The organism is Amphritea atlantica, from assembly GCF_900111095.1.
In the GTDB taxonomy this organism is placed as follows: Bacteria; Pseudomonadota; Gammaproteobacteria; order Pseudomonadales; family Balneatricaceae; genus Amphritea; species Amphritea atlantica.
The window spans coordinates 153,663-167,173 of record NZ_FOGB01000008.1 but is presented as its reverse complement, the minus strand read 5'-3'; the positions used below and the strand labels follow the sequence as shown (position 1 = coordinate 167,173).

Here is a 13,511-nt window from a genome sequence, read left to right as displayed (position 1 = left end):
CATGCCAATAAGACCTCCTGGCATGCCAGGCCCTGTCCAGCAGCTTTCCGTTGCTGCTAAGCCGGCAGAAACCGGCCTCCCGGTCCACGGCTAAACTGCCGTGTTATCCAGCCGCAAACCAAGCACCACTGAGTCATCCCTGACTCATGGATCTTGGCAGATAGGTGACGATCTGAGGAAACAGATAGATCAGCAGCACCGCAAACATGATCAGCAGGAAAAACGGCAGTGCCGCACGCGCCACATATAAAATATTTTTGCCCGTTAAGGCCTGAATCACGAACAGGTTGAATCCCACCGGTGGGGTGATCTGAGACATCTCAACCACCAGTACAATGTAGATACCAAACCAAAGCAGATCGATGCCCGCCTGCTGCACCATCGGCAGTACCACCGCAACCGTCAGCACCACGACAGAGATACCATCCAGAAAGCACCCCAAAGCAACAAACAGCACCGTCAGACAGATCAGCAATACACCGGGCGACAGCGACATATGTGCGATCCACTCCGCCAGCGCCCGGGGTATCCCCAGAAAACCCATCGCCAGTGTGAGAAAGTGAGCCCCGGCCAGAATCAGACCGATCATGCAGGAACTTTTCACAGCACCGGTCAGGCTGTCAGTAAAGCTATGGGTATCCAGAGAGCCACTCACCGCTGCCAGAAACAGAGCCCCGACAACCCCCAGCGCAGCGGCTTCAGTTGGGGTCGTAAAGCCACCATAGATAGACCCCAGCACAAAGCCGATCAGACAGACAATAGGCAACAACAGACGCAACGCTTTTATCTTAGCAGCAAATGAAACATGGGTTTTATCATGCTGCGGCAGCTCATTTTTATTCAACAGCGCCCAGATCATGGTATAGCCCATAAAGAGTGTTACCAGCAGCAGTCCGGGCAGCGCTCCGGCGATAAACAGACGGCCAATGGAGACCTCCGCCGCCACCCCATAGACGATCAAAATAATCGACGGCGGGATCAGCAGACCCAGTGTTCCCGATCCTGCCAGGGTCCCCACCGCCATGCGATCGCTGTAACCCTGCGCTTTCAGTTCTGGCAAAGTCATCCGGCCAATCGTTGCAGCCGTGGCGGCTGAAGAACCGGACACCGCTGCAAAAATGCCGCAGCTGAGTACATTCACATGCAACAGTTTGCCCGGCAGGCCACTCAACCAGGGAGACAGACCTTTAAACAGATCCTCCGAAAGCCGGGTACGAAACAGAATCTCTCCCATCCAGATAAACAGCGGCAGTGCGGTCAGAGACCAGGAGGTGCTGGCACCCCAGGTTGAAGTGGCAAAGAGCAAACCGATCTGATCATTACCGGACATATACAGGCCCAGTACCCCGACACCAAACAGTGCCAGTGACACCCAGAACCCCAGCGCCAGCAGAAATAGCATAAATACGGCTAATGAAACGCCTATAATGGTTATATCCATCACACATCCTCCAGATGAAGCTCACCTTCATGCACTTTGTAGGAGGGGACTTTGCCTGTTAACTGCATAATCAGATCATCCAGAATAGCGATATTCAGCATCACAATGCCCATAGCAACCGGTACCTGAGGCATCCAGATGGGCACCGACACATAACCTGAAGAGACCTCTTCAAAAATATAGGATTCCCACACCATATGGATCGAGTAGAACGACATAAAACTCACTAGCAACAGAGCCACAATCAGTACCAGCAACTCCTGAATATAGCGGGCTCCCTCTCTCCATTTCTGGATCACCAGCGTCACCCGGATATGTCCTCCCTCACGGAAGGTATAAGCAAGGCCAAAAAAGGTTGCAGCAGCAAGCGCATAGCCGGAAAAGTCTTCAGCAGACGGCACAATAAAGCCCAGCAGCCTGCCAACAATTTGCGCGGTGATAATCAGTGTTATCAGCACGATGCAGAGTCCTGAAAGATAGCCGGATGCCAGATAAAGCTTATTGAGTAGAGAACGCATACTCATCTCCTGTGTCTGACAGGCCCCGCCAGAATGGCAGGGCCTGTCAACCTTAAAGATTACTGATAGTAGGTAGACAGAATAGTCTCAACTTCAGGCGCTTCAGCTTTCCACTCGTCGACCATGATGGTACCGATCTTATTCAGCTCGGCCATCAGTTCAGGAGAGGGTTCAGACACGGTGATACCGTGTTCAGCCAGCGTCATCGTATCTTCCGCCGCTTGTCCCCGAACCCCTGCCCAGCCGCTTGCCTCAGCATTGGCTGCAGCATCCAGAATCACCTGTTGAGTCTTCTTATCCAGACGTTTGAACGAACGTTTATTGACCACCACCATGTTTTTGGGAATCCAGGCACGCACGTCGGTGTAATTAGTCAGATAATCCCAGGCCTGACCATTCACCCCGGTGGAAGGCGAAGTGATCATCGCATCGATAATGCCGGTACTGAACGCTTGCGGAATCTCCGGCACCTGCACAGTGGTAGGGGAGGTGTTCATCAGATCCGCCAGACGGGAAGTAGAAGGACTATAAGCCCGCATCTTCAGCCCTTGCAGATCTGCCAGGCTGTTAACCGGAGCCTTGGTATACAGGCTCTGCGCCGGCCACGGCACGCTATAGAGCAACATCATCCCCTCTTTGTTAAGCTGCTTTTCTAGCTCGGGTTTAGCCGCTTCCCAGAGCTTTTGCGCACTGTCATAGGTGGTTGCGAGGAAGGGAATGTTATCGTGTTTAAAAACCGGATGCGTGTTGCCCATAATCCCGATAAACACTTCCCCCAGCTGCACCTGGCCGGTTTTGACTGCCCGGGGAATTTCCGGATGTTTAATCAGTGAAGCACCGGAGTGAACCACTATATCCAGATCCCCGGCGGTGTTGTTTTTGATCTCTTCGGCAAACTTATAGGCAATCTGGGTTGGTAGATTCGCATCGCCATAAGGGGTTGGCATATGCCACTGAGACGCTGCCGATGCAATACCGGCTGAGCCGAGTGTCACAACGGATGCAAGCAGGATTGCAGCGCTTTTTATCGAAAATTTCATTCTTATTCTCCAGGTATAGGTTTCTTACAATAGCAACGGCATTAAGTACCATTATCTTTTGCAACCCCTGTACCAACCCTCAGAGAATAAAATAAATACTTAAAATTCAATAATTTAATAAAAAGCCACTATTAATAGATACTCGTTCACGGGTTAATTCTGACTCAGCAGCATCACCACCACTGGGTCAGTTTTAACTCACTCGCCGATAAAGTCACCGCGCTCAATGCCATACTTCTTCATTCGCAAATAGAGCTTTTTACGTGGGATGCCCAGTTTTTCAGCGGTCAGCTCTGCCTGCCCCCGGTTTGCCTTAAGTGCAGCAACAATGACGCCCCTTTCATAGCTGGCCACCAGTTGGTCAAGCGTTTCATCACTGTCTTCAGGAGAGGTATCAACGCTGTTGCCAAAAGGCAGCCCCAGCACCCAACGCTCCGCGATATTGCGCAGCTCGCGTACATTCCCCGGCCAGGATTGAGCACACAGCTCTCTCAACAGCGTCTCAGGTACGGGGCGTTTTTCACGGCCAAAGCGCTGGCTTGCAAGATCGGCAAAGTGGCTGAATAAAACCGGAATATCCTCTTTGCGCTGATCCAGACAGGGGAGATCAATACTGGCAACATTGAGCCGGTAGTACAGGTCTTCCCGGAAAGTGCCTGCGTCAGACGCTTCGCGCAGATCCACTTTGGAAGCCGCCAATACCCGGATATCGATACTGATATCAGCATTGCCCCCCAGCCGCTGCAACACCCGCTCCTGCAAGACCCTGAGCAAGCGCACCTGCAAAGAGGCAGGCATACTCTCTATCTCATCCAGAAACAGCGTGCCCCCACTGGCATACTCTATCTTACCAATACGCTTGCTGTTGGCCCCGGTAAACGCACCCGTTTCATGACCAAACAACTCGCTTTCAATCAATGATTCGGTCAATGCGCCACAGTTAAGCGCAACAAACGGTTTTTTGGCCCGGGGGCTGAAGTCATGCAGACACCTGGCGACAACTTCCTTACCGGTACCGGTGGCGCCATTGATAATCAGGTCAACATCAATCTGTGCCAACTGCAACACGGTTTCCCTGAGCCGCACGATCCCTGAAGTCTGTCCAACCAGACGGTTATGGATCTCATGTTGTCCCTCAACGGCCTGCCGTAAACTCCGATTTTCCAATACCAACTGACGCTTTTTCCAGGCCCGTTGAACCGTATTGAGGTGGTGTTGGGGGTCGTCATTTTTTTCCAGAAAATCGTAGGCACCCAACTGTATAGCCTGAACAGCGATAGCAATATCAGAATGGCCACTGAACATAATGACTGGAATATCAGCATCGATCTCCAGTATTTTCTGCAACACCTCAAGTCCATCCATGCGATCCATCCGCACATCACAGATCACCACGCCCTGCCAGCCCACAGAGCACTCAGCAATCGCCGTGACGGGGTTTTCAAAACCTACCGCCTCATAGCCTTCCAGCTGCAGTGTCTGAATCATTGATTCACGCACAATCTCTTCATCATCGATAACGATTACCTGGCCATTACAGGTCGATGAACTCATGATTTACTTCCCCGAAATTCTGGTAACTGAATACAAAATGACGCGCCTTTTTTTGCCTCAAGATCCACGCTTAATTTGCCTCCAAAACTATTGATAATGTTATACGAGATCGATAAGCCCAATCCGAGGCTCTGGCCCCGCCGCTTGGTGGTAAAGAAGGGTTCGAAGATCTGTTCACGCAACTCACTGCTGATGCCCGGCCCGTTATCCCTCACATAGATCGCCAGCCAGTCTTTATTACGCTGACACGCTATCCTGATCTGTTTATCCGGCTGTTCCTTAATGGCATCCAGAGCATTGGTGACAAGATTAAGGATCACCTGTTCCAGTTGAACCGGATCCGCATTGACCTGATTGTGTTGGGATTCAAACGTCACCTGTATATCGGTCAGTTTTCTGACCTCATCGCCCTCAAGCATCAGTAAGACATTATCCACCGCCTGTTTCAGTTCCACAGCCACCAGATTGTCTTTTTGCGGCCGGGCTAACGATTTCAGACGGGTAATAATAATGGCGGCTCGTTTCTTCAGATTGGAGATCTGATTGAGATTCTTCTCCACCTCTTCCAGCTTGCCCAGCTTGAGGAAACGGATACCGTTATGCGAATAATGGCCAATGGCCGACAGGGGTTGATTAATCTCGTGGGCGATACCTGCTGACAACTGTCCCAGAGCGGCCAGTTTACCGGCCTGTACCAACTCCTCCTGCAGCGTTGCCAACTGATCCCGAAAGCTCACCAGCGACCGCGCCATCGTCCCGATCTCGTCACTGCCTTTAACTTCCACCTGCTGATCAAGGTTGCCATTGGCGATGGAGCGCATGCTGGCATCCAGACTGGTAATCCTTGCCACCATATTCCGGCCAACATAGAGCCAGACCGTGAGAATGGTAAACAGCAAACTCACCACCACCATCAGCAACATCCAGACCCGGCCCTTTTTAATAGTCTCGCGAATATTATCAGCGGAGCTTTGCGCGGCGTTTTCAGTCTGAGTCGTCTGAACCGCAATAAGCTCATTTAAACGATTCAGCTCTTCACGTATCTGACTCAGCAGCACCTCGCCGTTATATATAATCTGACGCTCCTCGCTGCGAATGGAAAAGATATTCCCCTCCCCCCGGGTCAGCGACACGATATTCCCGACGCTCTTCTCAAGCCTCTCTAAACCATATAAGGGGTTTACTTTCTGCAGATCCTGAAAGATTCGCTGAATAATATCCTCCGAATGGAGTTGTGTGGCGATCAGAGAGTTAAGGTCGGGCAGATGCCCTGCGCGGTCCACCAGATTTGTCAGCAAATTGACATCCGCTTCGATCCGGTAGAGCCGCTGCAGGTCAGCATTGATCTCACTGACCGAATCATTTCCTGAGTAATTTTGGACCGCCCAGGCGTCGGGGTAATCCTCATTGATCCGGCTAAAAAGATAGAGCTGCGCCCTCTCTGTTACCGATTTTATCTCAGCTAAGAAGTTGGCTCCGGCCCACCTTAATCGTTGATTTTCAGATACTTTAAGTCGCTGAACCTCAAAATTCTGACGCACATAACGATCAAGTTCAGCCAGAGTCAGCTCTAATGATTTAATCTGTTCCAGGGATTGATGCTGCCCCTGAAGATCCGTAGTGATCGCCGTAATTTTCGGCAACAGCCCTCTCATCCCCCCGATGCCACTGGTGAGTTCAGTCCATATCTGTTCACGACTGTTCTCATCCTTTGCCGCTAACAGGGTAGGCGCCAGCAAAGTTATCTTCGTGCCCTCCTCTTTTAATTCAGAGATCAGGCTAAGGGTCTGGATATTACCTTTGATAAGGCTATTGAGTTCATCGCCCAATCGGTTATAGGAGATCCAGCTAATCATAGTAGCGACCAGCGTTAATGCACTCAGCACACCAAACGCAATAAAAAAACGTCCACGAATCCCTAACTTATAACCATTTTTCATAAAAAGGACGCCATGATAAACCGATTCAGAATGATAGCGACTTCAGCGGATAATTAACAATCACCCCGTTAGTATACTCAATTGGTCTTCTGCTACTGTGACTGCCGAGCGATCACCTGCCGACTGTCACCCATGTTAAGCCGTAGGTTATAGTCAACCGCTATAATAATAGGCTACTCTCGGTAACTCATTGATAATTTAACCAGAGAATCAAAACGCTGGTATTTATGAAAACCAATAAAAATTGCATGATCGCCCTGTTACTTGGTCTGCTCACCACAACCATTAGCAGCCTGGCCGTTGCCAACGATACGATTATTATCAAGGCTGTCGGCACCTGGGGATATTTTCACAACTATCCAAAACATGAAGGCCCTTTCTGGAACCAGCATATCGCCGATGTCTCCGGCGGAGAGATTGTCGGTGAGATTAAACCACAGGACGAACTGGGCCTCAGGGGTTTTGAAATTATGCGCCTGCTGAAGAATGGCGTATTTGATTTTGCCTTTGGTTTACCCGGCTATGCGATGGAGGAGGAAAGCGAAATTTTCGAAGGCGCTGATCTTTCATCGCTGGTACAGAATATCGCTGTACAAAGACGCGTTGCTGATGCCTACTTTCCAACCCTGGAGCGCGCTTTCGCCGAGAAATATAATGCCAGACTGATGATCCTCTATCCCTTCCCCAGTCAGATGATCTGGTGCAAACAACCCGTCAATACCATTGAAGAGTTGCAGGGACGCCGTATCCGGGTGTTTCTGAGGACACTTGCTGATTTTGTTGAAGGCGCAGGGGCTATTCCAGTCAACATGCCCTATCAGGATGTGCCTGACGCACTCTCTCAGAATACGCTGGACTGTATCATTACCGGAACCATGTCTGCCTATAACGCTGAATTATACAAAGAGATGCCTTATGGGTTTACGCTTCGGGTCGGCTGGGGGCTGGCATTTGGCGCGATGAATATAGATAAATGGAACCGCCTGAGTGAGGCACAGAAACAGCTGCTTGAAAAAGAGATCGCCATTCTGACCGAACAGATGTGGCAGGAAACAGCCAAAGAAGACGATAAAGCCCTGGCATGCCTGAGTTCAGGCCCCTGTCCTATTGGCGAAATCGGCAATATGGTGCTGGTAGAGCCCTCTGAGAAAGATCTGGCGATTCGTGACCAGATTGCAAAAGATGTGATTTTACCGAGATGGACAGAACGATGCGGCCCTGAATGTGCTGCAAACTGGAATCGTAGCGTCGGCAAGATCCTTGGTTTAAGAGCTGAGGCCCGATCTCAGTGAATCAATTGAATAGAATGAATCTGATCCAGAGGTTTAAAGATCTTTATAGCCAGAAGCCCATCGGCATCAGGCTACTCACCTCCATACTGCTCTATAGTTCGATCATCACCCTGATCGCCACCGGTACTCAGCTCTGGCTCGATTACCGCTATGAACGATCCGCTATCGATGAGCGTTTGCAACAGATAGAAGCCAGCTCGCTGAACAGTCTTGCCAACAGCTTATGGGAGATTAGCCCGACACAGATTCAGGTGCAGCTGGATGGTTTACTTCAGCTTCCGGATATTCGCTATCTGGAAGTAACCTCTCAGTTTGGCAATCACTACAGCGCAGGCAATAAGCCCAGACAGGGCGCCACAGTTGAACGTCACTTCCCATTGGAATACAGCGATAAAACCAATGCCCCGGTTAATGTCGGCCAGTTGACCCTGATCGTCAGTCTGGATGAGGTCTATCGGCGTCTGGCGGATAAAGTGCTGCTGATTCTCGCCTCTCAGGGGATCAAAACTTTCCTCGTATCGATCTTTATCCTCACCCTGTTCAATCAGTTGGTAACCCGCCACCTCAGCACCATGGCGGACTATGCCCGACGGCTCAGGCTCGACCAGTTGGACAACCCCCTGATTCTGAAGCGAAAGCCCCAGGCAAAAGAGGATGAGCTCAGTCAGGTGGTCAACTCGATGAACCACATGCGTCAATCGATGCTGATCGATATGGGTAAACGGGAAGATGCCGAGCGTTCACTGGCACGTTTAAACGCCGAGTTGGAACAGCGGGTATCTGAACGGACCCAGGCGCTGGAACAGAGCAACGAAGAACTGCGTGCCACGCTGCTCAAACTGCAGGAAACCCAGCAACAGCTGGTTGAATCGAAAAAACTGGCGGCATTGGGGAGCTTAGTTGCCGGCGTCGCCCATGAGATTAATACGCCGATTGGCATCGGCTATACCGCCGCCTCTTTTCTCGCGGATCAGGCTAACCTGTACCAACAGCAGCACCCGGATAATTCGCTGGCCGGCACGGCGGTTGAAACCAGCCAGTTGATCTGTGAAAACCTTGAGCGGGCGGCCCAGTTGATCAGTGCTTTTAAGCAGGTCTCCGTTGATCAGGCGAGTGAGCAGCGCCGAGCGTTCGACCTGATCCAGTACCTTGACGAGATACAGCGCTCACTGAAACCTAAGCTGAAACAGTGCAATCCGGAAATAACAGTGCTGGGGCCTGATCAACTGATGTTAAACAGTTACCCGGGCGGTTTTTATCAGATTTTTACCAACCTGATACTCAACTCATTACTGCATGGCTTTGACAATCAGTCCGGCGGCAAAATAGCGATTGAGGTCAAGTCCGATGGTAAACGGATCGCTATCGACTACCGGGACAACGGGGTGGGCATAACCGATGGCTGGCACACCAAACTGTTTGAACCCTTTATGACCACCAGGCGAAACCAGGGCTGCAGCGGTCTGGGTATGCATATCGTATATAACCTGGTGAGTCAGCTACTGCAGGGACATATAGAATCTCTGCCGAGTGATAAGGGCGCACACTTTCACATCGACCTGCCGCTGATGCCCGGGCCTGTTTCTGTTGATTAACCGCTGCGGCAAATCACGGATCAAAAAGGTAATCAGAAATAAAAAAAGCCAGTGAACAAGTCACTGGCAAATGTTGCCGCAATAAAACTTAATAACAAAAAAGGAGAAGATCAGGCCCTCGAACACCAGAGGTATTACAAGGGCCGTTTTAATTACCGGTTAGTCTTGATATTGGTCCAGGCCCGGTTGAGGATACGATCAAACTTCTGAGTATGTGCTTGCAAGGCAAACAATGTTTCTTTCACCTCATCTGATGGGTAGATACCCGGATCGTTAAATATCTCCGGTTCGACATACTCATTCGCACCGAGGTTTGGCACTGCATACTTCACCATATTAGAGATAGATGAACCGATCTTGGGCTCCAGGATAAAGTTGATGAACTCATGGGCCCCATCAGAATTAGGTGCATCAGCCGGAATCGCCATCACATCAAACCAGATCAGTGAGCCAATATTAGGGATCGAGTAAGCGATCTCACGATCAGGATCGATCGACTTAGCGATTGCATTACCCGCCAGAATGATGCCGTTGTAACCCAGTGCCACACAGATATCACCATTGGCCAGATCATCGCGGTATGAGCCATTATGGAAATATTTATAATTGCCTCTGACAGCCCTGACCATCGCCTCCGCTTTTTTCAGGTCACCTTTGTCTTCAGAGTTAGGATCCAGCCCCAGATAATGCAACGCCATTGCCATCGCTTCAGCCGGCGAATCGATCACTGCGATGCCACAATCTTTCAGTTTGCCTGACACTTCAGGGTCGAATACCATATCAAAGGTATTCTCTGGTATTTCGCCTAAACGCTCCTTAATCATTTTCACGTTGTAACCCACACCAACACTTCCCCAGGCGTAGGGAACGCTGTATTGATTACCAGGATCGTAGGCTTCAACCTTCTTTAAAATAACCGGATCAAGCTTGTTATAGTTGGGTATTTTTGATCGATCAATTTTCTGATAAATACCGGTTTTTATCTGACGTTCCATAAAGTTCGCCGAAGGCACCACAAGGTCATAGCGGGAACCGCCAGATAGCAGTTTAGTTTCAAGTATTTCATTACTTTCATAAACATCATAATTCAGTTCAGTTTTCGACGTATCTCTGAAAACCTGCAGAGAATCTTCCGGTATATAACCAAACCAGTTATAAACATTAACCTGAGCAGCACTGACTGAACATGAAGCGGTCAGCAGGCACAGCGAGAGAATCTTTTTATTTATTCGCATAACATCCTCTGAAACTTATAATATGTTTTCTTTTAGAGTTGCTAAAACTCAGAAAGTTATCAGTGGCTATTGTATGAAGGGGATTATACAACAGCCCTGACAAAACTATCGCATTAGAATGATTTAGAAATGGAGAACACCAGGGCGTCCTGATTCGCCATGTGGCCACTATCAACCGCATAGGTGCTGGAGATATCCGTGTTCACATAGGCCAGCTTCATATCAACACCGCTGAAGCTCTTGGTGATTCCCACTGAATAATCTCTGTATTTATCCAGCATCAGCGTCGTTGGGTCGTCAAACACCTCACCAAACGAAGAACCTACATGCAGTTCCAGCCCCACACTCTCAACAATCTCTGTCTGGTAGTTCAGGTAGAGATACTGATACGCCTTGCCTGAATTAATGTAGTCAGGTGCATGCTCATAACCTAAGCGAAAACCATTGTAATTAAGCCCCAGTTTCAGCTCAGCGAAGTCCTGATCAACCTCATCACCCGGATATTGATAGTAGAAGAGGATGGCATCATAGGATATATCGTCGTTGATCGCACCGGCATAACCCGCCAGCAGATCAAGCTCTACCGTTGCACCATCATCAAAAGGGTGTCCGGTCGGAAAGAAATCAACATTACTGGCCCAGATGCTGGCGAACAAACCGCTCTGGTTAAACCAGTCAATCCCCCCCTGAATGGCAAGCGATTCATTGGTCATAGAGACACCACGGTTACGCCATTCACTCAATACTGAAACATTGGCACCCAGATCTGCCCGAGCCAGACCCGACACCGAAAGAAGACTTAAACCGATAGCTGCAATTGATTTAAAATTTTTCATGTCACCCTCACGTTTGTCATTTTTTTTAGTATGCAACCATCATTTCAGAGATTCTTTTTCTCCGGTATACCCCTATTTCATTAGTTGTAAAAAATAGTGCCATCTACGTCGATAAGTATTTATATCAACCATCATTATCTATACCTAACGTGGTATTCCTGCCGATCTTAATTACGTTAATCTGACAGATGTATGAGATATATTTTCTAAAAAAATTGAAAACATAATAAATAGTCAGGCATTTATTATCTGACAGCCTCAGTTATACCTTTTGTCCACATCTTTAAAAATGGATTTATTCAATGCCATACATCGCAGACAAGATAATCTTTAACGGTAACATCCATACCATGGATGATATAAATGAAAAGGCTGAAGCACTGGCAATCTATGGCGATCAAATCATCGCGGTAGGCAGCAACACTGAAGTTAAAGCGCTGGCTGACAATCATACTCAGATGATTGATGCTCAGGGGCAGTTGGTGCTGCCGGGCTTTCAGGATACCCATATACACTTTCAGGCCACCAGCGCCGACTTCTTCCACTATGTCCCCCTGCATGAGATGAAAACCATGGAAGAGTTGCTCAATGAGATTGAGCGTTTCGCCAGGGAGAACCCCCATAAAGAGTGGATTAAGGGGATCGGTTTTAACCCCTCTATCTTTAATGAAAACAGTCTAACCAAAGAGCAACTGGATGCGGTAACGGGTGGGCGTCCCGCACTGATTTTCTCGTTTGACTATCACAGTGGCTGGGCTAACAGCGAAGCGTTTCGTATTGCAGGCGTCACCGCCACCACCCCGGAACCCGCCAGCGGTAGCTATGCCCGCTGTGCCGATGGTTCCCCCAGAGGGTATATCTATGAGGATGCCATCTGGGCAATGAACCGTTTCTCACCAGCGTTCAGCGACGAGGATTATTTCGAGGCGATGGAGCACTACTGCAAAGTGTTCAACCAGCACGGCATCACCGGCATTCTGGATGCCGTCGCCCCTCGCAAAACGATGGAAAACTACCGTACACTGAATCAGCGCGGTCAGCTCTCGTTGCGGGTTGCGGCCACCTCGAAGATCTTTGCACACCTGCCCCTGACAGAGCAGCTGCAGGAACTTCTCTCGCTGCGGGAAACCTACGCCGATGATATGGTGTCACTCCACTCAGCTAAGTTCTTCCTTGACGGAGTGCTTGAAAGTGGCACGGCGACACTGCTTGAACCCCGTAGTGATACCGGCTCAACCGCACCGCTGATGTTTGATCAGCCACAGATCAATGAGTTCTTTGCCGCCTTTGATAAAGAGAAGTTCCAGCTGCATGTTCACACCATCGGTGACGGCGCCGTTAACGCAGCACTGAATGGTATTGAGTACGCCCAGCGGATGAATGGTCCATGGGATAGCCGTCACCAGCTGGCACATATACAGCTGGTCACCGGATCAGATTTTCCCCGCTTCAAACAACTGGGGGTTTATGGCAACGTGCAACCACTGTGGGCTCAACCGGACCCGGACAACGATAAGATCGCTCTGGAGATGCTGGGAGAAGAACGTTGCAGTCAGATTTTCCCGATTGGTGAACTGGTACGTCAGGGAACAGTCTGTGCACTCAGCAGTGACTGGGGCGTGAGTACCTTTGATCCCTTCGCTATCATGCAGACAGCACTGACCCGTCAGGTTTCCGGCGCCAGTGAAAGCTCGCCGGCACACAACCCGCAATATCGCATCGATATCGATACCGCAATCAAAGGTTATACCATCAATGCAGCACGGGCAGCCTGGAGAGAGAAAACCACCGGTAGTTTAACGGTTGGTAAATTTGCTGACCTGATCATCCTCGATCAGGATCTCTATACCATCTCCCCGTACGAAATTGAAAAGACTAAGGTACTGTTAACCCTGTTAGGCGGCAACGAGGTATACCGGGACGCATCTTACTGATCCATTGATAGTTGCATCAGCAAGCCTGCAGCAGGCTTGCTGACCTGTTTCGTGCCCTTCCCCGCCCGCCCAAATTGCCATTCGACAAAAACTCACCAACCGATATACTATTGAGCAACATCTATT

General features: G+C 49.6%; 10 protein-coding genes. 3 read left to right on the top strand and 7 right to left on the bottom strand.

The genetic code is table 11. The features are described 5' to 3' along the window. Positions 1-133: 133 nt before the first annotated feature. The 5 genes from BMY09_RS14215 to BMY09_RS14195 form a co-directional block, all read right to left on the bottom strand. Positions 134-1,441 (bottom strand): TRAP transporter large permease, encoded by a 1,308-nt coding sequence (locus BMY09_RS14215; protein WP_175483547.1) that lies wholly within the window; start codon positions 1,439-1,441, stop codon positions 134-136. Continuing rightward, complete coding sequence (locus BMY09_RS14210; protein WP_091359565.1) at positions 1,441-1,959, bottom strand: TRAP transporter small permease; 519 nt, start codon at positions 1,957-1,959, stop codon at positions 1,441-1,443. Before BMY09_RS14210 ends, BMY09_RS14215 begins: the two co-directional genes overlap by 1 nt. A 59-nt stretch (positions 1,960-2,018) precedes the next feature. After that, complete coding sequence (locus BMY09_RS14205) at positions 2,019-2,999, bottom strand: TRAP transporter substrate-binding protein (protein ID WP_091359562.1); 981 nt, start codon at positions 2,997-2,999, stop codon at positions 2,019-2,021. Positions 3,000-3,197: 198 nt separating this feature from the next. After that, positions 3,198-4,553, bottom strand: coding sequence for a sigma-54-dependent transcriptional regulator (locus BMY09_RS14200; RefSeq protein ID WP_091359559.1), 1,356 nt, complete (start codon positions 4,551-4,553; stop codon positions 3,198-3,200). Then, positions 4,550-6,493: an ATP-binding protein gene (locus BMY09_RS14195; protein ID WP_091359556.1), complete on the bottom strand. Its 1,944-nt coding sequence runs from the start codon at positions 6,491-6,493 to the stop codon at positions 4,550-4,552. The genes BMY09_RS14200 and BMY09_RS14195 overlap by 4 nt, the downstream gene beginning before the upstream one ends. Before the next feature lie 227 nt (positions 6,494-6,720). On the opposite strand from BMY09_RS14195, the gene BMY09_RS14190 reads away from it, so the two are divergent. After that, positions 6,721-7,785 carry a TRAP transporter substrate-binding protein gene (locus BMY09_RS14190; RefSeq protein ID WP_091359552.1) on the top strand — a complete coding sequence of 355 codons (1,065 nt, stop codon included), beginning with the start codon at positions 6,721-6,723 and terminating at the stop codon, positions 7,783-7,785. Further along, the gene (locus tag BMY09_RS14185) at positions 7,782-9,380 is read left to right on the top strand and encodes a sensor histidine kinase (protein ID WP_245756594.1); all 1,599 of its coding nucleotides are present in this window, start codon (positions 7,782-7,784) and stop codon (positions 9,378-9,380) included. Before BMY09_RS14190 ends, BMY09_RS14185 begins: the two co-directional genes overlap by 4 nt. A gap of 152 nt (positions 9,381-9,532) precedes the next feature. Here the strand turns inward: BMY09_RS14185 and BMY09_RS14180 are convergent, their stop codons facing one another. After that, the gene (locus tag BMY09_RS14180; RefSeq protein ID WP_091359547.1) at positions 9,533-10,615 is read right to left on the bottom strand and encodes a polyamine ABC transporter substrate-binding protein; all 1,083 of its coding nucleotides are present in this window, start codon (positions 10,613-10,615) and stop codon (positions 9,533-9,535) included. Between the two features lie 113 nt (positions 10,616-10,728). Then, entirely contained in the window at positions 10,729-11,451 is a 723-nt protein-coding gene (locus tag BMY09_RS14175; RefSeq protein WP_139203193.1) for a TorF family putative porin, read from the bottom strand. A 302-nt stretch (positions 11,452-11,753) separates the two neighbouring features. Between BMY09_RS14175 and BMY09_RS14170 the strand changes: the two genes are divergently transcribed. After that, positions 11,754-13,385: an amidohydrolase gene (locus BMY09_RS14170; protein WP_091359541.1), complete on the top strand. Its 1,632-nt coding sequence runs from the start codon at positions 11,754-11,756 to the stop codon at positions 13,383-13,385. The last annotated feature ends 126 nt before the right edge of the window (positions 13,386-13,511 follow it).

Excerpts from the sequence above, each read along its gene's own strand:
- BMY09_RS14175 (WP_139203193.1), bottom strand. The coding sequence starts at position 11,451 with ATGAAAAATTTTAAATCAATTGCAGCTATCGGTTTAAGTCTTCTTTCG.
- BMY09_RS14170 (WP_091359541.1), top strand. The coding sequence starts at position 11,754 with ATGCCATACATCGCAGACAAGATAATCTTTAACGGTAACATCCATACC.
- BMY09_RS14195 (WP_091359556.1), bottom strand. The coding sequence starts at position 6,493 with ATGAAAAATGGTTATAAGTTAGGGATTCGTGGACGTTTTTTTATTGCG.
- BMY09_RS14190 (WP_091359552.1), top strand. The coding sequence starts at position 6,721 with ATGAAAACCAATAAAAATTGCATGATCGCCCTGTTACTTGGTCTGCTC.
- BMY09_RS14205 (WP_091359562.1), bottom strand. The coding sequence starts at position 2,999 with ATGAAATTTTCGATAAAAAGCGCTGCAATCCTGCTTGCATCCGTTGTG.
- BMY09_RS14215 (WP_175483547.1), bottom strand. The coding sequence starts at position 1,441 with ATGGATATAACCATTATAGGCGTTTCATTAGCCGTATTTATGCTATTT.
- BMY09_RS14180 (WP_091359547.1), bottom strand. The coding sequence starts at position 10,615 with ATGCGAATAAATAAAAAGATTCTCTCGCTGTGCCTGCTGACCGCTTCA.
- BMY09_RS14200 (WP_091359559.1), bottom strand. The coding sequence starts at position 4,553 with ATGAGTTCATCGACCTGTAATGGCCAGGTAATCGTTATCGATGATGAA.
- BMY09_RS14210 (WP_091359565.1), bottom strand. The coding sequence starts at position 1,959 with ATGCGTTCTCTACTCAATAAGCTTTATCTGGCATCCGGCTATCTTTCA.